This is a genomic window from Paenibacillus montaniterrae, from assembly GCF_018403185.1.
GTDB lineage: Bacteria > Bacillota > Bacilli > Paenibacillales > Paenibacillaceae > Pristimantibacillus > Pristimantibacillus montaniterrae.
Genome location: NZ_BOSE01000013.1, coordinates 44,642 through 65,321, shown reverse-complemented (window position 1 = coordinate 65,321; position 20,680 = coordinate 44,642). Strand labels below are relative to the sequence as shown.

15 protein-coding genes are annotated in these 20,680 nt (G+C 47.3%); 5 read left to right on the top strand and 10 right to left on the bottom strand.

Going from position 1 to position 20,680, the window contains the following annotated elements; translation table 11 throughout:
• Window position 1: 1 nt before the first annotated feature.
• On the bottom strand, window positions 2-1,780 hold the full coding sequence (locus KJS52_RS24185) for a sensor histidine kinase (RefSeq protein WP_246563911.1): 1,779 nt from the start codon (window positions 1,778-1,780) through the stop codon (window positions 2-4).
• A gap of 250 nt (window positions 1,781-2,030) precedes the next feature.
• Window positions 2,031-7,088, bottom strand: coding sequence for a rhamnogalacturonan lyase family protein (locus tag KJS52_RS24180; protein WP_213519863.1), 5,058 nt, complete (start codon window positions 7,086-7,088; stop codon window positions 2,031-2,033).
• A 413-nt stretch (window positions 7,089-7,501) separates the two neighbouring features.
• Between KJS52_RS24180 and KJS52_RS24175 the strand changes: the two genes are divergently transcribed.
• The 4 genes from KJS52_RS24175 to KJS52_RS24160 are packed head-to-tail and all read left to right on the top strand — an operon-like array spanning window position 7,502 to window position 11,451.
• Window positions 7,502-8,590: an iron-siderophore ABC transporter substrate-binding protein gene (locus tag KJS52_RS24175; RefSeq protein WP_213519862.1), complete on the top strand. Its 1,089-nt coding sequence runs from the start codon at window positions 7,502-7,504 to the stop codon at window positions 8,588-8,590.
• Window positions 8,583-9,620 carry a FecCD family ABC transporter permease gene (locus KJS52_RS24170; RefSeq protein ID WP_213519861.1) on the top strand — a complete coding sequence of 346 codons (1,038 nt, stop codon included), beginning with the start codon at window positions 8,583-8,585 and terminating at the stop codon, window positions 9,618-9,620. Before KJS52_RS24175 ends, KJS52_RS24170 begins: the two co-directional genes overlap by 8 nt.
• The gene (locus KJS52_RS24165; RefSeq protein WP_213519860.1) at window positions 9,617-10,648 is read left to right on the top strand and encodes a FecCD family ABC transporter permease; all 1,032 of its coding nucleotides are present in this window, start codon (window positions 9,617-9,619) and stop codon (window positions 10,646-10,648) included. The genes KJS52_RS24170 and KJS52_RS24165 overlap by 4 nt, the downstream gene beginning before the upstream one ends.
• Window positions 10,648-11,451: an ABC transporter ATP-binding protein gene (locus KJS52_RS24160; RefSeq protein WP_213519859.1), complete on the top strand. Its 804-nt coding sequence runs from the start codon at window positions 10,648-10,650 to the stop codon at window positions 11,449-11,451. Before KJS52_RS24165 ends, KJS52_RS24160 begins: the two co-directional genes overlap by 1 nt.
• Window positions 11,452-11,586: 135 nt before the next feature.
• Here KJS52_RS24160 and KJS52_RS24155 read toward each other — a convergent pair whose 3' ends face one another.
• The 3 genes from KJS52_RS24155 to KJS52_RS24145 are packed head-to-tail and all read right to left on the bottom strand — an operon-like array spanning window position 11,587 to window position 13,646.
• On the bottom strand, window positions 11,587-12,009 hold the full coding sequence (locus KJS52_RS24155; RefSeq protein ID WP_213519858.1) for a GNAT family N-acetyltransferase: 423 nt from the start codon (window positions 12,007-12,009) through the stop codon (window positions 11,587-11,589).
• A 24-nt stretch (window positions 12,010-12,033) separates the two neighbouring features.
• Window positions 12,034-12,747, bottom strand: a complete 714-nt coding sequence (locus KJS52_RS24150; protein ID WP_213519857.1) for a hypothetical protein — start codon at window positions 12,745-12,747, stop codon at window positions 12,034-12,036.
• Window positions 12,744-13,646 carry an ATP-binding cassette domain-containing protein gene (locus KJS52_RS24145; protein ID WP_213519856.1) on the bottom strand — a complete coding sequence of 301 codons (903 nt, stop codon included), beginning with the start codon at window positions 13,644-13,646 and terminating at the stop codon, window positions 12,744-12,746. Before KJS52_RS24145 ends, KJS52_RS24150 begins: the two co-directional genes overlap by 4 nt.
• A gap of 248 nt (window positions 13,647-13,894) precedes the next feature.
• On the opposite strand from KJS52_RS24145, the gene KJS52_RS24140 reads away from it, so the two are divergent.
• Entirely contained in the window at window positions 13,895-14,281 is a 387-nt protein-coding gene (locus KJS52_RS24140) for a hypothetical protein (protein ID WP_213519855.1), read from the top strand.
• A gap of 274 nt (window positions 14,282-14,555) precedes the next feature.
• Here KJS52_RS24140 and KJS52_RS27955 read toward each other — a convergent pair whose 3' ends face one another.
• The 5 genes from KJS52_RS27955 to KJS52_RS24120 form a co-directional block, all read right to left on the bottom strand.
• Window positions 14,556-14,636, bottom strand: a complete 81-nt coding sequence (locus tag KJS52_RS27955) for a putative holin-like toxin (protein WP_373871388.1) — start codon at window positions 14,634-14,636, stop codon at window positions 14,556-14,558.
• Window positions 14,637-14,805: 169 nt separating this feature from the next.
• A complete protein-coding gene (locus KJS52_RS24135; protein ID WP_213519854.1) occupies window positions 14,806-17,076 on the bottom strand; it encodes a helix-turn-helix domain-containing protein in 2,271 nt (756 codons plus the stop codon).
• A gap of 188 nt (window positions 17,077-17,264) precedes the next feature.
• On the bottom strand, window positions 17,265-18,758 hold the full coding sequence (locus KJS52_RS24130) for an extracellular solute-binding protein (RefSeq protein ID WP_246563908.1): 1,494 nt from the start codon (window positions 18,756-18,758) through the stop codon (window positions 17,265-17,267).
• 35 nt (window positions 18,759-18,793) lie between these two features.
• Complete coding sequence (locus KJS52_RS24125) at window positions 18,794-19,675, bottom strand: carbohydrate ABC transporter permease (RefSeq protein WP_213519940.1); 882 nt, start codon at window positions 19,673-19,675, stop codon at window positions 18,794-18,796.
• Window positions 19,676-19,694: 19 nt separating this feature from the next.
• A complete protein-coding gene (locus KJS52_RS24120; RefSeq protein ID WP_213519852.1) occupies window positions 19,695-20,648 on the bottom strand; it encodes an ABC transporter permease in 954 nt (317 codons plus the stop codon).
• Window positions 20,649-20,680: the final 32 nt, after the last annotated feature.

Genomic DNA, 20,680 nt, shown 5'->3' with positions numbered 1-20,680 from the left:
GTCATACCTCCCGTGCATGCATAATAAAAGGAATGTGAACGGTCATACAAGTTATTCCATCCTTACAAGAAGCATATAAGCCATAATCCTTGCCAAAGCATAGCTGTACTCGATCACGCACATTGCATAATCCAATCCTTTTCGTGCCGCTAGCCGCAGCAGGCGAGCTTAGCAGCCAGTTAATAGCGGCGGCATCCAGGCCTACACCGTTGTCATATAGGTGAATGTAGAGCGTATACGGACTGGCGAATTGAACTTCAACTGTAATATGCAGCATCCGCTCCAATCCTTTGGCGCCATGGAAAATCGCATTTTCCATTAACACCTGCAGCAGCATTGGCGGAATCGAAGCCTGGAGCGCCCGCTCATCCAGCTTCCACTCCACTTCAAATACATTTGTATATCTTAAATCCATGAGCTGCGAATACGCTTCAAGCAACGCGATTTCATCCTTCAAGGAAATGAGCTCGCTGTCAAATTTCAAATTCGCTTGCAGCAGCTTGCTTAGCGATTGCAGCAGCTTGGCGATTTGCTGATCTTGATGCAAAATCGCCAGCATCCGAATCGAATTCAGCGTATTGTATAAAAAATGCGGCTGGATGCGAGCCCGCTGCGCATAAAGCTCGGCATGCCTTTTCTGGCTTTCCTTCTCCTCAATGGAACGGACAAGCTCATTTAGTCTATGGATCATGCGAATATAGCTTTCCTCCAGCTGCCCAATCTCGTCGCTGCGCTTCTGAATAAGCGGCGGAGCAAATACTCCTTTTTCCACATCGCGCATAGAGCGAATTAAACGGTAGATTGGCTTGGACAGCCCGCGTGCCAAAAACCAGGATACGATGCCAGACAGCACACTAATGAATGCAATCATAATAAAGGTAAGATTGCGAATGTAGCGGCTGCTTGCCAGCATTTCATGCTTGTTGACACCCATATAAACCGTCCAGCCTAAATATTCACTTTGCTCATAATTGCCCATATATACGACTTTTCCGCTTTCTGTCGACATGTTCAATTCCCAGGCTCCGCTAGCGTCTGCTGTATTCATTTGCCGCAGCTGCTCGGCGAGCGCCTGATCAGAGGTATAAATAGGCTCGCCATTTTGGTCGATCACAGCAATTTGCACATCCTGCAAATTCAATGATTTGACGATATTGGGAATAAACCTGGGAGAAATCATAATCTCAATAACAGCTAGCGGCTTAAAGTCTTCATCACGCAGCATTCTCGCTCCAATAATCGCTTCGAATGGTTTCCCTCTAAAGCTGTGAATTTGCTCAACTCCGGTAATGATAAAGCCGCCTTCGCGCTTGATTGCTGTCTGATACCATCCTTCTGTCTCAACACTGTGCTCTAAATTGAGCTTTTCATCACCATCCATTCTGTATCCGCTTACAGTTCCATTCATGCCATAAATGATTAATCCTGATATCGAGGAATGAATCGAAGGGTAGGCACTCATTAAGCGAGTAATCGTACGCTGCGCTTCAAGCTCCTCGGTCCCCCACATTTCAGTCGAAAGCGAAGGCTGATTCAAATAGCTGAAAATATTGGGCAAATAATACGGCAGCATCGTAAAGCGATCAAAATCACTAATTTGCCTTTCAATTGATGCATTTAATTGAGATACAATAATTTGAAAGTCCTTTTCAGTTTGGCTGACCAGCGTGTTATAGGACTGCTGGTAAGCGATTGCGCCAATAAGCACCGCAGGAATGCAACTTAACAGCACTAAAGATATGTTGAGCTTTGTTTTGTACTTCATCCTTCTCCAGCTCATATCGAACCCCCTTCTCGCAATGTTCTTTAACTGCTTTAGCTCCCTATTAAACAACTTATTAAAATTATATAAACAATAATCACTTTCGTCTAAACTTTAACTGAATTTTATTCTAAATAAAAGGTACTGGCAAAAATTAAATAGAAAAACCGAGCTAAGCTCAGGTCATATCCCTAAACTTAGCTCGGCTTCCTATTTTGCATATATCTGAAGTCTGACTGCGAATGCATTTGATTGTGCAGCTGCTATATTAATTTTTCTTTGCTGTGCTATAAATTAGCTCAAAGATACGATGCAGCAGCACTGCCGCCTCTGCTCTTGTCATGGCACGCTGCGGCTCCAGCTTGCCTCCTGTCGAGCCTTGTATAATGCCAGCCTCGATTAGCTTGGCAGCAGCAGTTTGCGCATAGGCAGCGACTAGCTTATGATCCGTGAAGCGCTCAAGTTGCCGGTCATGCTCATCTGCGCCTGTGTCGAGTAAATTAAGCAGCTGCAGTGCCCGCAGTGTCATAACCATCATATCTTGTCTTGAGATAGAGGCTGACGGACGGAAGCTGGCGCCATCCCCCTGGACAATGCCAAGCGCTTGGGCTAGCGAAACCGCCTCATAGTAATAGGCTTCCGACGATACATCATTAAAGCTGGCTCGGTTATCAGTATTGCCAGCCTGCTGCAGCTGGAGCATCCTTGTCAGAAGCACGATGTAATCAGCTCTAGTAATCGGCGCATGCGGCTGGAAGCTAGTTTGCGAGATGCCTTGAATGATGCCTTTGGCAGCCAGCAGCTCAATTTCTTGCCTTGCCCATGCAAGCTGTGAAATATCGGAGAAGCTTGCAGCTCGATATTCCACAATAAAGGAAGCCATTTGCCGCGCCTGGAAAATAATCTGCTTGCTCTCTGCATTATAGCTGCTGCGCGGTATAAGCGTGCGATTGCCTTGCTCGTCCAGCTGCCACACATTCAAGAAGCGCGCGTCCTGCGAGGAATTCAGCTCGTACGGCAGCGCCAACGTTATTGGAGATGCCGCCTTGCTCCAGGCGAGCCGCTTGCCGTTGCTGGTAAGCGAGATCGTCGTCTCCAGCGTTAAATCGGTCTGTGCGCGTGAAAGCAACAGCTCAACCTGCTCATCCGCAGCAAAGGAGTAGGCAGTCAGCGCATCTGCCGGCAAAGTTACCGTGCCAGCGGAGGTAACCAGCACTAGCTCAAAGCCCAGCTTGCCAGCGCGCAGCAGCGCATCTGGAAGAGCAATCTCATACGCCTGACCCTGTGAAGCAATTTCGATCACCATCGAGGCTGCCTTAGTCGCTGTTTGCTTGCGCAGCAGCTCGCTCCACTGCTGTTCGCTAATGGCTGCCCGCACACGGCCAGTGGATTCGTCCACATCTCCTCGGATGCTCAAATCAACGCCAGCATCTTCTACAGGCGGCACTACGATCGGAGCAGTTACCTCTGGCGTCGTTGTACGCGGCGGATTTGTATAGCTGACAGAAGGTGCCGTCAGCTCGCCTGCCAACACCTGCTGGCGAATATCCTCGCCCAGATAGAAGCCAAGATGCGGCGGCTGATTGTAGGCGACATTTTGCCAAGCGATGCCCATGCGGTAAACCGTATCATGCATGAGTGTATAAAGCCGATACTCGGTCGGAATGGTCGTGCTGTAAATGCGCAGCTCGCTGCTATCAGCAGCAGGGAGCACGACCTCCTCGCGCCAATCGCCCAAAATATCCGCTTGCAGCGTTGGCGTTGCCTTCGTGCCATTATTGCTTGCGACTCCTTCAAAAGCGCGAAGCAGCTCAGCTCGCTGCGTATGCTCGTTGTATTTGGTAATCGATGTATGATCGAGCAGCTCATGCAGCAAATCTCCGTCCCAATAAAGCGCAAAGTTGACAGACAACCCGGCAGCACGATGGCTGTCTGCCACAACCTTGTTCTGCACATTGTAAATGCCGCCGCCTTTTTCTACCTCGTCAGGAGCGGTACCCCAAAATTCATAGCCTGGAGCAGTCGTAATATTGGCAGCCAAGCCGCGGCCTGCATCGACCGAGCCGTAGAAAGACATGATTGTCTCGCCTGTTGCGCCATCGTGAAACTCCAGCGACGCAACTGCCGGGTCCTCGTGCACGCCAATAAAATGCAAGCCTTCACGGTCAGGGTCAAAAGCGCCAACATGCATCGCATCGCCATGCGAGCCTCTTTCGCGCCCTTTATTGCCATCCATCATATACAGGATTGAGCCGTCCTCGTCCAGAACGAGAGAGCCTGCAATTATTTCATCAAAGCCGTCATTGTCGACATCGCCTGTTGCCAAGCTGTGATAGCCCAATCCGCCGCCGCGGCCCTGAGCAGCCGAATCGAAGGTCCACTCCGTAATCAGCTTGCCGTTAACAAGCGAATAAGCAGCAAACGTCGTACGCTCATAATAGCCGCGACCGTACACAACGCTCGGCTTTTTACCGTCCAAATAAGCGAGTCCTGCAAGAAAACGGTCAGAGCGATTATGGAAGCTGTCTCCCCAGGAAGCGACATCGCCTAGCGCGAATACATAATCAATCGTATCAATTTCCTTGCCCGTCAAGCCTTCAAATACGGAAATGTATTCAGGGCCGTCAAATACTTTGCCGGACTCATTCACCCAGCGTCCATTATCCTCGGCATTACCGATTACGCTGATTACCTTGCTTTCATCAAATTGGCCCTCCGTTGCACCGTATACCGTAGTCGCATCAGCCGTTTTAATTAAAAACTCGCTGCGGCCGTCCCCGTCCAGATCGGCAACAATAAATTGATGATAATGCGCGCCAGATGTAAGATTCAAGCCCATATTCATGCGCCACAGCAGCGTGCCGTCCAGCTTATAGGCATCAAAGATCGTTGGGCCCGTCATGCCTGACTGCGAGCTGTCGATCGCGTTGGAAGGGTACCATTTGACAATAATTTCGTATTCGCCGTCTCCATCCAGATCACCGACACTGGCATCATTGGCACTGTACGTATAGCTGCCTGTTGCTGTTTCGCCGCCTTCAGGCTTTTGCAGCGGAATTGCCAAGTAATCCGTTTCCAGCGCCGTTGCGCTGCCATCCTGCACTGCACGGCCGTTGCGCACAGTGGCAACCGTGTATTGATCGCCAGGTTTTCCTTGTGTGTCCACATAATTGGTTGTTAGTAATGGCGTATCGTTCAGCAATGTGCCGTTGCGATACAGATAGAAAGCTACACCGTCGTTGTACTCATCGGCCAGCAGTCGCCAGCTGACAAAAATTCCATCGTCCGCTGACAGAGCTATCACACCTCGATCCAGCCATTCCGTATTTCTCGCTTGGCTTAGCGGCTCCAGTCGATTGTATACATACAGCAAGGCCGTTTTATTAAACGGGTTTTTGTAATCGTTGTCATCATCAAGCACGCCTCTAAATTCATAAACGCCTGCTGCTGCAGCATTCCATGGATCAACCTCCTCCCACGCGGCAATCGCTGCATGGGCCTTGGAGCCATCTGCCAGCGTCACCTCGACCTCGTCAGGCAGCCCGATCGAAGCAAGCTCGTCTGTAGCCTGACCAACATAAATGCGATGGTAGGGCAGCTGATCAACCAATGTAATCGCATGATCACTTAACGGCGACACATACAGCGCAACATTGTCGAGGTACGTATCCCACGTTAAATTATTGCCCGAGGTTCTTACGCCGCCAAGTCGCATTCCACCAAGCTTAGTATCCATGCTCAAGCCATCCATAGAAAGGCTGATCTCCTCATGTACACCAAGCGAGTCATTGGACAGGCTAAGGCGAATTTCATTATGAACGTAATCAAATACAAGCACTGTATGATACCAGGCCTCTGGCTCAACAATCGCAGTAGCTGCACGCTGCTCGCCATTGCCAATGTAATACGACAGCGGCGCATTGTTCGTATGGTTCAGTGTAAAGATCGTTTGATTGCTGCTGTTCGTAATGCGAAGCTCGCCGCCGTTTTCATTTGGATTCGAGCCTTTGTCATTCACTTTTCCCGGATACCAGTCGAATTCAAGCACAACCTCTTCACCCATGTACGCTTGAGCGAAATTTCGACTAGCGACTCTGCCGCCGGACTGATCGGTAATATTGAAATGCAGCTTGGAGGTGCTGTTGCCGGCAAGCTGCTCCGTATGGAGGCTTAAAGTGGCGTTCGCCGTCGTAAAGCCCCAATATGCAGGCACTAGCGCGCCTTGATCACCAAAATCCGTATAAAGCACCGTCACGTATCCGGGCTTCTCTGGCATTGCAGCTCCCGCTTCTACAGTAATGGTCACTTGCGCAGCAAGCTCGTCCGGGTTTATCACCCGCGATAGAGCGGACAAATCAAGCTCTCCCTTGAAAGCATAGCCTCCCGGGACGGCTGCATTATAGTCATCACTGCTCCATATAAGCGGAATGCCCGTACGCAGCGCACCGTTGGCAAGCCGAATATCTACCGTTGGAGGCAGGATCGAAACAACATCCTCGAGGGCTTGATTGAGCGGTACTGCCTGATTGCCGGCATATTCCGTCACAATTTCGACTACAGCCTGCGGCAGCTGCTCCGGTGCAGGCGCTTTCGATGCCATTGTCTTAAAGTCGTCGATATACATCGTAAACTGCAGGCTTTGTCCACTCGAGCGATTGCCATTCAGCATGACGCTGCCGATTTGATTGATATATTCGACCGAGGACAAGCTTATGGCGCCGCTGTCGATGAGCAGCAGCTCTGTTTGCTTGTCATATAGCCGCAAATGAATCTGCTCCACAGCAAAATCAAAATCGACCTCTACCGTTAGCCAATCTGCCTGGCTGTGAGAAGCAAGCGCCTGTGACAAGCTGCTCAAGTCTGTTCCGGTCGAGCCTGCGCCGTAGTAGATCCCGCCATTTTCTCCGCCTTGCTTAACGATGCGAAAGAGTGGCTTTTCATTCGCATCCCGCCATAGCAGCTCGCTTGAATTCGCTGCAGTGGTTACATCCTCTGGCTTCCAGTCAAATGTATACTGCACCTCGGCTGCGTTTACAGGAGCAGCGTACTGATAGGCTGCTGAACGATTGCCTGAGCCTGAACCCGTTGCCTTCAGCACGCCGTTTTCAGAGGCTACTGCTGCCGAGCCCGATACAAAGCCCCCTGTATCATGCTCAAAGTCAAACTGCTCGACTAAGGAAAGCTGCTCTTTATTGCCTGGCATGCCACCGCTGGCCGCCGTAACATTAAACGGCGCTGCAAGCAGCATTACAACCAGCCCTGCTGTCAGCATTTGCTTTAGTCCAAATCGTTTGGTACGAGTACGTTTCGTATAAAATTGAAGCATTCCGTCAACTCACTCCTTTTTTTAGAATTAGCTGCCTTATGCTGAACGATGAAGCATTAACTCGTTTCCATACTGCTTCCCGCCGCCCTCCTTTCTGCTCTCATGGCTAAATCCAGCGCAAGCCTCTTGCGCAATTTGATCTTATAGGGTGAAGCGTTAGACCGTCTATTCGATATTTTTGCATTGCAGCAGGCAGGCTTGATTGAGTTGGCAGGCGAAAGGTGGAACTATTTTGTCCATATAGCAGCATCTTGCCGAGCAATAAAAAACGCCTTGCGGCGTCTTATTTTCATATATGAAATTACTCGATGCCCCAACATTTTCTTTGACAAAATAGCGATTAAACTATAGAATGACGAGAGTGATAATCACTATCAAAAGCCTGATCTAATTATAGAAAGGATTCAACAAACATGAAAAAAATCTCTTCAACGGCACTCATCTTGATGGTTTCACTTATTCTAGTACTGGCTGGCTGTGGAAAACAGTCAACCAACTCAACACCAAATAATGACGCTGCGCCAAACGACTCAGCAAATACTGAAACTTCAACACCTGAACCGACTGATGCTGAGCAATCAAATACAGAATATCCAATTATTATTAAGCATGCTTTGGGCGAAACGGTTATTGACAGCAAGCCTGAGCGCGTAGCGACGATTCAATGGGCAAACCATGATATCGCTCTTGCGCTTGGCGTTGTTCCTGTTGGTTTCTCTGCTGCCAACTTCGGAGTTCAGGATGACAGCGGACTTTTGCCTTGGACTGCTGAAAAGCTTGCCGAGCTGGACGTAACTGACCCAAATGTATATCAGGATACAGACGGACTTGATTTCGAGGCGATTTCCGACTCTGACCCGGATGTCATTCTCGCCGCTTATTCTGGCATCACGCAAGAGGATTACGATCTGCTTAGCCAAATCGCCCCAGTAGTACCGTATCCAACAGCTCCGTGGGCAACGACATGGCGTGAGCAGGTTACATATAACGCTACCGGCATGGGCATGAAAGCAGAAGGAGAGCAGTTGATTAAAGATACCGAAGCTTTGATTCAAGAGAAGCTGGCTAAATACCCGCAAATTGAAGGCAAAAAGGTTGTTTGGGTGAACTTCTCTGCACAGGATCTGTCGCAGCTGCACATTTATACGCCGATCGATTCACGGGTTTCCTTCCTTTATGAATTAGGCATGGAATATCCTGAAAGCATTACAAGTCAAATCACTGATCCGAAAAGCTATTCCTTACAGCTAAGTGCGGAAAATATCGAAGCGCTGTATGATGCTGATTTAATTGTCGGATACGGCAATGATGAATTGTATGAAACGCTTAAAGCTGATACGGTCATCGGTAAAATTCCAGCTATCGAAAGAGGCTCTGTTGCTTTCATTACTAGCGATACGCCATTAGTCGCTGCCGGCACGCCTAACCCGCTTTCCATTGCCTATACGATTGACGAGTATTTAGCACTAATCGGGGAAGCTATAGACAAGATCAATGAATAGTTCTGCGACCTCACACCATCATCAAGGCTCGCATATCCCAAAGCATTTTACATTGGTGTTAACCATTGGTATTGTGCTGCTTGGGGTATGCGCAGTCGCATCCTTGCTTTTTGGCGCGCGCGTCATTCGCTGGAATGAGCTTATTGATGGTTTATTTAATCCAAATATAGATTCCTTTGGAGCTAATGTAGTTCGGAAAAGAGTCTCCCGAACGATATTCAGCTTATTTTGCGGTGCGGCGCTTGGCGTATCCGGCGCGCTTATGCAGTCCGTCACACGCAATCCATTAGCCGATCCAAGCATACTAGGCGTCAATACTGGCGCCTCTTTATTCGTTGTATGCGGAATCGCCTTGTTCAACATTACGACTGCCAATGAATATATATGGCTGGCGCTGTTAGGCGCCGGCATTACGGCTGTATTCGTATTCGGAATTGGCTCGATGGGTCGCGGTGGTGCAACACCTATCAAGCTTGTACTTGCTGGAGCAGCCACAAGCGCCGCACTGTCTTCTCTAGTATCCGCCATCTTAATTCCTCGCGCCTATGCGATGGATCAAATGAGATTTTGGCAGGTGGGAAGTGTTGGTTCAGCTAGCTGGAGCAGCATCACCACGTTCATTCCGTTTTTATTGATTGGAATATTGATAGCCGTCATTACAGCTCCGGCATTAAATGCACTAGCGCTTGGCGATGAAGCCGCAAGCGGACTTGGCGTACGTACGGGAGTGCTGCGGCTTGTAGCAGCTCTGGGGGGCGTCATTTTATGCGGCGCAGCTACAGCATTAGCTGGGCCTATCGGGTTTATCGGCCTTCTGTCTACCCATGTAATCCGTCTTATGCTGGGGCCTGATTTGCGCTATGTAATTCCGATGTCAGCGCTGGCTGGCGCAATCATTCTGACGTTATCCGATGTATGCGGCAGACTGATCGGTAATACAGGAGAGGTTGAGGTTGGCATTGTTACAGCCTTTATCGGAGCTCCAATTCTAATCCTATTAGCTATTAAATCGAAAGTGCGTTCATTATGACAAATGAAACTTTAGCAATTATTGCCGCAGGCAGACGTCAAAGACGTCGCCGATGGGTCCTTGTTACCAGCGTTTTGCTAGTGATGGCTTGCATGCTTTGCTGTGCGATGCTTCTGCTTGGCAATACCATCTATCCTATTAAAGATGTGATCCGCGTTCTTTCTGGTGAAGAGCTAAAGGGTGCATCTTTTGCCATTAATACGATACGCCTGCCAAGAATGCTGGCTGGACTCTTTGCTGGTTTTGCATTTGGTATTGCTGGCTATGTGTTTCAAACGATGCTGCGCAATCCGCTTGCCAACCCTAATGTAATTGGCATTACCTCCGGCTCAAGCGCCGCAGCAGTATTTTTTATTACGGTGCTGCATTCAAGCAGAGCGCTTGTTTCTGTTGCCGCAGTAGTTGGTGGACTCGTAACAGTTGTCGTTATGTATCTATTTTCGAGAGGCAAAGCCTTTTCAATAGGAAGATTAATTCTTATCGGGATTGGCATACAGGCGATGCTTGATGCGGTCATCTCCTATCTATTACTGATTAGCTCGCAGCAGGATTTGCCAGCCGCAATCCGTTGGCTCAGCGGCAGTCTTAACGGCGCTCAGATGAAGGAGCTTCTGCCTCTAGTTATCGCGGTCTGCATGCTTACTCCTTTCTTAGTTATACTAGGAAAGCAGCTCAGCATTCTTGAGCTTGGGGAGCAAACTGCATCCTCGCTTGGTGTGGCTACAGATAAAACAAGAGTGGCGCTTATTGTAAGCTCTGTCTGTATGATTGCTATTGCAACTGCTACTACTGGACCAATAGCATTTGTCTCCTTTCTTGCAGGGCCAATCGCAAATCGATTAGTAGGAATCGGCTTCTCCAATCTTATTCCTGCAGGTCTTGTTGGCGTAAATTTGGTGTTGGCAGCAGATTTAATCGGGCAGTTTGCATTTGAGTATAGATTCCCGGTCGGTGTTATAACGGGGATACTTGGTGCACCTTATTTGATCTATTTGCTAATCCGGATGAATCGAAAAGGAGAATTATAATGAAACCTACTCATGTTTTTCAAGCGGAGCAGCTCGTTGCCGGCTATGATCATAAAACGATTATCCAAGGGATCGACCTTGTCATTCCCAGCAATAAAATCAGCATTATTATCGGCGCCAATGGCTGTGGCAAGTCTACCCTTCTTAAAACATTGGCACGGCTTATTAAACCGATATCAGGAAAAATAACGCTAGATGGTAAAGCTATCGGCAAAATTCCACCCAAGCAATTGGCACGTATTGTTGGACTGCTGCCTCAATCGCCAATCGTTCCTGAGGGTATATCCGTTGCGGATTTGGTGGGGAGAGGCAGATTTCCTCATCAAACATTACTAAGAGGCTGGACGAAAAAAGACTCAGAAGCGGTTGCCGAAGCAATGGCGATTATGAACATTACAGAGTTTGCGAATCATAACATTGACGAGCTGTCAGGCGGGCAAAGACAGCGGGTATGGATCGCAATGGCGCTCGCTCAGCAAACCGACATCTTATTTCTTGATGAGCCAACCACCTTTCTCGACATTACGTATCAAGTCGAAATTCTTGACCTGCTTACCGACTTGAATCGCAAACACGGAACGACTATTGTAATGGTGCTGCATGATATTAATCTTTCAGCTCGCTACGCAGATCATATATTCGCACTCGATAAAGGCAAGCTTGTTACAGAGGGTGAGCCTTCCAAGGTCATTACAAGCGACATGGTTAAACACATTTTCGGGCTTGACTGCACCGTCATTGAGGACCCGCTATCAGGCTCCCCTTTAGTCGTACCTAAAGGCCGCTACCATATTGGCTCTTGATGAAGCAGTCTGTACGCTACAATAATAAGCCAAAAAGAAAAAAGGGCTTGTCCAGAAAGTCAGTGAATGCTGACAATTTGAACAAGCCTTCTTTTTTGTTTGTGATTATTCAGCAGCTCCGAGTAACGATTTCTTCTAGTCGCTTTTGCGTCTCATATATACGCTTCGCTCTACAAAACCAAGGGACTTCCAAAACTGATAGCCGCGTTCATTATGATGCAAAACCTCAATATCAAGGCTCTCACTATTTAAATGATTAAGCAAGCTTTCAAAAGCTGCCGTTCCATAGCCCATTCGTCTGTGCTCTCTGCAAATGAAAAATTGTCTCAAATAGAGCGGCTGCCTGCTATGATCAACTAGCGCGTAGCCAATGACCACAGCCCGATCCTCAAACGTATAAGCAATATAGTCATTTGCTATAAAAGATCGCATTCTTTCCTTCAATTGTGCCGCATTCATCGTATTATCATGCTGCTCATCCTCAATTAGATGCTTATTAAGAACAGCCAGCATTTCCAAATCTGCTTCGGTGCATACTCTTATTGCAAGCTGCTTCATGACACTCCCTCCTTCCTAAGACCTTTATAGCGAATCCAAACGCCGCTTATTTAACAGCATTAAAAATAATGCACATAAAATAGTGCCATATAGTAACGGAGCTGCAAGCGCAAGCAGCTTTGAAGCGAGCGTTGCGTCCTCAAAATGAAACAGAAGCTGAATGATTTCATCCAAAGGAGGAAGCAGCCACTTGAGCGGCTTCAAACTATCAGGAAGCTCTTTTTCAAGCGGACTTACGCAAAAAGCAACTACAATCACAAGGCTCAGTGATAAAAAAGAAGTCGTGCGTGAGCGTACCAGCTTGGAGCTAAACCAGCAGGCAAGTGTAATGCCAAGCCAACTGCCTGCAAGATGATATAAAAGTGACAACGTGAGCTCGTCCAATCCAGCGACTCTATCAAACTTATTAAACAAAGCAGGATACAGCACTGCAAATAACGCAAGCGGCAACGTAAATAGCCAGCTATAAAGCAGCTTGCCGAAAGTTGTACGTATAAAGCTGCCGGCATGCAGCATAGTTACAGCCTCCTGGCTCGGAGCTTCAATATCCATCATACTGTAGCTTATCGCAGCAGAAATAACAAATAGAAAAGATATCGAGAACGAATAGCTTTCCATTACCGGATTTGGTACAACCATATAGATAAAGGTAATGCCAAAAAGAAAAATAAACACAGGCGGGCCAAAGCGATATGAACGAATATAGCAGGAATGCAAATAGGAAAGTAACGCGATCACTTGGCAACCTCCTTTCGCTGCAAGCTAATCATTTCGATTTTCTGCTGCACCATTTCGCTCATCAATGAATAATAGTCCTTTTGCAGCACGATAGCTGTCATTAATCCATGGCGCTCCTTGCTCCAGACGACCTCTGGAAATAGATGCGTAAGATGCTGAAGCTGCTGCTCAGAGAGCTCGAGAAGCAGTTCAAATACAGCGCCTTTCTCTACTGACTTTTGAGCCGCAGCCACTGAGGAAAGCTGAGAAGAATGTAGTGCTGCTGCTTGCATGTTCGAGTTCTCCAGACGTCCTTGCTTAATCCAAAAGGTCGTGCCTCCCAGCTCGCTCGCAAGCAGAGTGTCATGAACGGCAGCTAAAATTGACGTGCCTGCTGCTTTAATTTGCTGTAAAGAAGAAAGCAGATGCTGCACGGATTCCTTGTCCAAGCCTGATAGTGGCTCATCCAGCACTAACAGCTCGGGATCGTGAAGCGTAGCTTGCATGAGGTTGACCTTTTGCAGCATCCCTTTTGAAAAATGCGTCATTTTCAAGCTTTTGCTCTGCTCCAAATTGAAAAATGCATGAAGCTGCTCAATACGAGTCTGCAGCTGCTCCTTCGGCATCCTCGATAATCTGCCCATATGAGTCAAGTATTCCGTTGATGTCATGCGCAGCCTAGCCAAGTGATCGGGAGCATAGCCGATTACAAGCTTGGCGTGTGCCAGTTGCCTTTCGCCTGCGGTAAACGGAATTAAGCCAGCGACAATTTTTAGCAGCGTGCTTTTTCCTGAGCCGTTGCTCCCTCTAATCATGATGCACTCACCCTGCCTAAGACTGAGTGAAATATTAGACAAAACCTCTCGACTGCCATATCGCTTCGATATTTTCTTTAACGTTATTAACGAATCGCGATTCATCCCTTTACCACCTTAACCAATTTCTGTCCTGGAACGCTATACCTCTCATACTAACATAGCTAAGATCTTATGAAAATTTATGAAGACAAAAAGCTAGCTAATGTTAGTTTCTTTCTAGCAAAAATTAGGCTATTCTAGTTTATAGAAAGCTTAGGATGTGAAAAAGATGAATCGTTTAATTGCTATAATGCTTCTTACTTTAGTGAGCTTGCTTATTGGGGCTTGCTCTGCTCAAAATGCGCCATTCCATGCATAGGAAACCAAGAGAAGGAAAGCTGGATTGGGACAATATTGAGGCTGCAGGCGTGGAGGATGAGCTTGTTGAGACGATCATTTCCTTGTTCAAGACAGTGGAAGCCAACGACTATGAGGCTCATTCCGCGTTTATGTACGATCCAAGCACAGCCGATTTATCGCTTATTGGGCCATATATTTTAGCAGTGACCAAGCTGGAAGCAGATCAATCGCGCCTATCTGCTGTCATTGATGAGTACAGCTTATCTGAAATTTCAACTGATGTTGAAATTGTGAAAATTACAATGCTAACCTCCAGCACAGATGGAGAAAGCTCATCTTCTTTCGACTTTGTGTTTATTAAAACAGACGGACAGTGGAAGCTTTATAAAATTCAATAGGTATGCAGGAAAATAAACGATAATGCTAGACACCCCAGAAATGGCTGAGCAAACAATATGAGCGAAAGCTCTTGTAAATATAAAGCCATAAATGTTATTATCTATATGTAAATAAATATATTATTATATTTATGGAATTGCATAGCGTACTTTTGCGTATACTGCAAAAAGGAGCCGTGCGGTAACACGACTCCCTCTGCAATAGCCGCTTTTAAGGGCGGTAGGCTTTAATCTGGAATATAGATCAAATAGACCGATTCCTTCCTGGGGCGGTCTATTTGTCTTTCGAGGACAGTATCATCACAATAAGCGTACCAAAGGTAAGCATTAATATTAGTGCTTCAAAAACTGTCATCAGGCATCCCTCCCTTCTGTAGAGAGGTAGCCGACCGCCCAAATAAGCCTATTCTATTGCTGCGTTGATTATAGCATGTCAGCATTGTTGTTGAATAGATTAAACTTTGGCGTATCACAAACAAAAAACGAAAGTCCCCAGCTTAGGCGGGCTTTCGTTTTTTCACGTCTTATCTCCGTTCTTCCCGGTACTGGCCCGGCGTCATGCCAACCTGCTTGCGGAAGGAGCGAATGAAATTGGCGGAGTTATTGTACTGCAAGCGCTCGGCAATATCGGCAACCTTCATATCGGATTCGCTTAGCCATTTCTTAGCGATATCGATCCGATACTGCATCAAATACTCTCCGAAGTTAATCCCCGTCTCCTGCCGGAAAACACGACTCACATAGTGCGGATGATAATTAATGCGGGCGGAGCATTCTTCGAGCGTTAGCTCCGAGTCAAACTCTCTTGTGATCATATCGATAATTGCTTCCGAAATTTGCTTGTATTGACACTCTCGCCGCTTGCCCAGCTCCTGAACATACGGATGTACAAAATGCGTCCAGAACCAGCTCTCGATCTCTTCAATATTTCTAAGCTTGGACAAGGACTGCAGCAAAGAGGCTTCATCCTGCGAAATGTTGTCCATCGGAAGGCTTAATTCCTGACCAAACTTAAGAAGATCTACGAATAGACGCATTAACGACAGCTGGTAATCCCGATGCTGCTTTTGCGGCTGGAACAACTCCTCGATAAATTGGCGCAAGGCTTGCTCAGCCTGCGACACACTCCCCGATCTGATCGCGTCGAGCAGCGTCTGCTCGCCCATATAAGGATATCGGTACCAGTCGACCTTCTGCGGCTGCACATCCTCGATAAATAGAATGGATTCCTGGCCAAGCCCGACCCTGTACTTCAACGCTGTCATCGCTTCATGCTGCGCCTGCTGCGTTTCCTCGAAGGAGCTGAACGTTCGGCTGATGCCGATGCTCACTCTAATATCCAAATATTGAAGAATCGCCTTTTGAATCTGATCAGCGAGGGAAAAGATATGGTGCTTGAATGCCGAGCCGTCCACTGACGAGCCGACGATTGTCACCTGGCTATCCGATTTTACAATCGGCACCAGCCTTTGTTCCACAGGCACGAGCTCACCAACAATATTGTTAACCGCGAACATCAGCAAATCGCGATTGGCCTCTTCATATCTCGTATCCTTCAGACTGTCGATTTGAATTGCAACGACGCACATAGAGCGCCAAGGCTGCTCCAAGCCGAACAAGCCAAGCTTCTCCTCAAATGCGGTCGGCTTAATCGTGCCGCTAAACAGTTTTTGCACGAAAAACTCCTTCAGCTGCGCCTGCTGCCCTTTAAGCTCATCCAGCATAATCGATTGATTGCGGATCAAATAATTAACGCCTTCGCCAATGACCTGCAGTTCTCCGCTTGGCTTGCTTCCGTCAGCTACAGAAGGCATGCCCATGAGCTTGTGATAAATCGTTTGAATCGGTCCGTACATTTTTTTTGAGCCGAACCAGGCCAGCATGAGCGTGACCAGCATAATCCCCAAGCAGACGAAGATCGTCAACCAGCCTATTATTCTATTTTCTTTATTGATCAGTTCATTGGAGGCAATCGAAACATAATACCAACTATTATAGGACGACTTCCGATAGGTAACGGTAACCTTCTCTCCCTCGAACCTCGCTGTGTACTGTCCGGTCGCCTCCTGCGAGTGGAGGAGCTTCTGCAAATAAGGCTGCTCCGCCAAGCTCGTTCCAACCAGATTCTGATCGCCATGTATAATAACCTGCGACCGATCGTCCATTATAAAAGCGCTTCCCAAATTCCCGTCGATTACTCCGTTAAGCTCTCGCAGGGCATCAGAAGAAAGGACTACACAGATCACGCCTGTTGGATTTGGCGAATTGAAGGGATATTTTTTTATAAAGTAGATCGCATGCTCATTTCCAACTGCATGACCCGGCTCACTCGTCCAGAATGAGCCTGCGGCGAATTTGGCATAGGCTTCAAGCTGTGGCTTGAATGCAGGCAAGCTGTAGTCGTTAACCCCACTGCTCGAAATGATCCATTGCTTGCTTAAGCTGTAAAGAAACACATCCTTAATGCCGCGCTCATAGGTTTGTATCAAGGAGATTCCATTGTACAGCTCATGCACCAGCTGAAAATCTTCATTGGTGATCTCCTTGTCGAACACGCTTGTCACAACCGGAGATTGCAGCAGCTGTGTAGCTGAATTATCGATTGTTCTAAGCGTCTGCTCGACTCGCAGCTGGGTTTGCTGCAGCAGCTGCGTATTGCTCTCGTTTACTTTCGCTTGTACGATGCGAGAGGAATTATAATAAGCAAATGTCCCTAGCAGCAAGACGGGAATCGTGCCGATTACGATCGACAGTATCATTAACCTTAATAAGTAGGACGAAGAACGAAAACTCATAGCCCCTCCCAATCGTTATTCACGATAATAATACAAGTCTACATGAAAATGGGATTGCTAACCATCCATTTTTTATTGCATGCCGGCCCTTGCGCCTAACGATATTGTCTTCAGCTTATTGTGGCAGGAAGCTTGAGTTATTTTCGTTGACCGTCAGGAGCTATCAAGTTGTAAACAATCATTTCAACCTATTGCTGTCCTAATTTGGCGTATTCCGCATTCATTTCCTCGATAATTTTGCTGCCGCCGCTTTGCAGCCATTTGTCGACCTCGCGCTCCCAATCCTGTTCATTTACTTGACCCATAATGAATTTTACCGTCGCATCTGCAATAATTTTCGAAATTTCCTTACCTTTCTCGATCTCGGTATTGGAAATAAACGGCGAAGCAGGGTTGGAGACTGCAATTGTGGCATTGTCAATAAACAGCTGTGTACTTAGCTGCTCCAGCTCTGTTCCGTAGTTGACCACCTTATCCTGCAGCACCATAAACTGATTGCCGTCTGTAATTTCGGCTCTTAGCTTCTGATCCTCGCTAGGGGTATACGTTCCGTTTTCAATCGTAAACTGCTTGCCTTCAACACCGTATTTCATCAGATTTTGAATGTCCTCCTCGGAAACACGGTCGAAATAAGCGAGAATTTGCTTCAGCTCATCTTCTGTTTGCACACTCGTTTTCGGGATCATATACATGCCCAAAAATCCAGCGCCAGCCCGTGCTCGCTCGCCCTTCGGTCCTGCAATGCGATTAAGCAAATTGATTTTCGCGTCCGGCATAATTTTCTTAATGTTGTCCTCAATGCCTTTGCCGTCCAGCATATTGTCGATCCATAGGCCGGCCTGGCCTTTATTCATAACCGAACGTCCATCCTGAACAATGGCAAAATCTTTATTCATAATGTTCTCATCATACAATCGCTTGTAAAACTTCATCGTCTCCATATAAGCTTCCGTCATATGAGCTGGCACCAGCTGTCCGTCTATAAGCTCCCATTCATTAGGGCCGCCCATATAAACCAGAATGTCTTTAAACCCGGCTATGTTGTTTCCTTGCATCCCTACTGCCAAGCCAATCGTATCCGGCTTGCCGTTTTTGTCTGGATCATCTGTTGTAAAGGCTTTCAGCACATTGTACAGCTCGTCAATTGTTTTAGGCGGCTGCATACCCAAATTATCGAGCCAGTCCTGACGAATCATTAGGCCAAAGCGCGAAAGATCCCTTTCCCGATACACGCCGTAAACTTTTCCATCAATCGACACATTCTGCAAGACGACATCAGACATTCTGCTCAGATTCGGATAGCTTTCCAGGTAAGGTCCGATCTCCCAAAACATGCCCGAGCGGACTGCATTCACAATATAGGAAGCCTTCGGTTCAAGCGCAACAAATGTTTTCGGCAGCTCGCCGGATGCAATGGTGGCGCTAAGCTTGTCGGTATAGGTAGATGATGGCACCCAGGACACCGTTAGCTCCGTATTCGTTTTTTCTTCCAGCAATTGAAGCACGGAGCTGTTAGCAGGCATCTGCTCTGGATTGTAGGATGGCAGCATCATCGTGAGCTCAAGCTTCCCTTGCTTCGCTCCCTCATTGCCACCCGCTGCAGGTTCCTTTTGCGCACAAGCGCTTGCTAGCATCGTTAAGACAACTAGCAAGGCGGTTACTTTTCCAATCGACTTTTTCATCTTAAATCCTCCCCTTATCATTTTACTTTATATGATCAACCCTTAACCGAGCCCAGCAGTACCCCTTTGGCGAAATGCTTTTGCAAAAATGGGTATACCAGCAGGATCGGCAGAGTAGATACCACGATCACAGCCATTTTGACAGACTGCTCTGGCGGGGTGACGTAATCAGCCTCCATTGCGGTAGAATCTCCAACTCCACCTGAGGCCAGGATGACAATTTGTCTAAGAAGAACTTGAATCGGCCATTTTGTATTGTCATTAATGTACAGAATGGCGTTGAAGAAGGTGTTCCAGTGACCGACGGCATAAAATAACGAGAATGTAGCAATCGCCGGCATCGATAATGGCAGTACAATGCGAATAAAAATGCCTAAATCGTTGCAGCCGTCGATCTTGGCAGACTCCTCCAGCCCGTCCGGCAGCTGCTGAAAAAAGTTTCTAATAATGATGAGGTTAAAGGCGCTGATTGCGCCTGGAATCATTAACGACCAATACGAGTCGATCATCCCTAGCTGCTTGACAACAAGAAAGGTAGGAATCATCCCGCCGCTAAACAGCATCGTAAACACAACCATTAGCAAAATCGGCTTGCGAAAATCCATATCCTTTCGCGCCAGCGGGTATGCCATCAAGCAAGTAAAGAAAATATTGATCAGCGTCCCCACGACTGTAATATATATCGTTACCGCCAGGCTTCTGACAAGCGTCTGGGTAGAAAAAATATATTTGTAGGCATCGAGCGTAAACTCTGTCGGGAATAAAATAAATCCACGCAGCAGCAGCTCCTTCTGAGTGGCGAACGACCCGGCAATGACATAAATAAACGGGATCACGGTAGCCAATGCAAAAGCAATCAGCAGCGAGATGTTTAAGGTATCAAAAATTCGGCTGCCCCAGCCAGACTTAATGTGCATGTTCATTCATCCTCCACTTCTAATAGATGCCTTCTTCTCCGAATTTTTTAGCCAGGTAGTTGGATACAACGACAAGGAACAGCCCTATAATTGACTTGAACAACCCGACCGCCGTACTAAAGCTGTACTGCCCCTGGCTGATCCCTACAGAATAGACGTACGTATCGAATACCTCTCCGACATCGCGATTCATTGCGTTGAGCATCAGGAAAATTTGCTCGAAGCCGGTATCAAGAAAGCTTCCCAGCCTTAAAATGAGCAAAATAATAATTGTGCTGCGGATTGCAGGCAGCGTAATATGCCATAGCTGGCGCAAACGATTCGCCCCGTCAATCCGAGCCGCTTCATACAGCTGCGGATCAACGCCGGCAAGCGCTGCCAGGAAAATAATTGTGCCCCAGCCTGTTTCCTTCCATATCACCTCTAATGTAACTACGGTCCTAAACCAGTCATTGCTGATCAGGAAATTGATTTTTTCGCCGCCGAGCCGTACAAGCAGCTCATTTACAATTCCGCCTTCCGTCGTTAAGAAGATGTAGGCGATGCCAACAACGACGACCCAAGACATGAAATGAGGAATGTAGACCAGCGTTTGGATCGTTCGCTTCAAAAATTCAAACCGTAGCTCATTCAGCATAAGCGCGATAATAATGGGCAGCGGAAAGAAAAACAATATGTTGTACGTTGCCAGAATAAGTGTATTGCGAAACAGCATCCAAAAATTAGAATCGTTAAATAACCGTTCAAAATGCTTCAGTCCAACAAATGGGCTGTCCCAAAATCCTAGAAAGGGCTGATAGTCTTTAAATGCGATAAATATTCCGTACATGGGCCAATATTTGAAGATAAGAAAATACAATAGCCCCGGGAGCAGCATAATATACAGCCATCGGTTTCGGATCAGTCTGCCGAGCAGGATCGACGGTGACGCCGCCGTGTTTCGCATGGCCCGAGCCTTCATACTTTTTAACATTTCGCTTCCTTCCTTTCGTATTCCCAGCATAT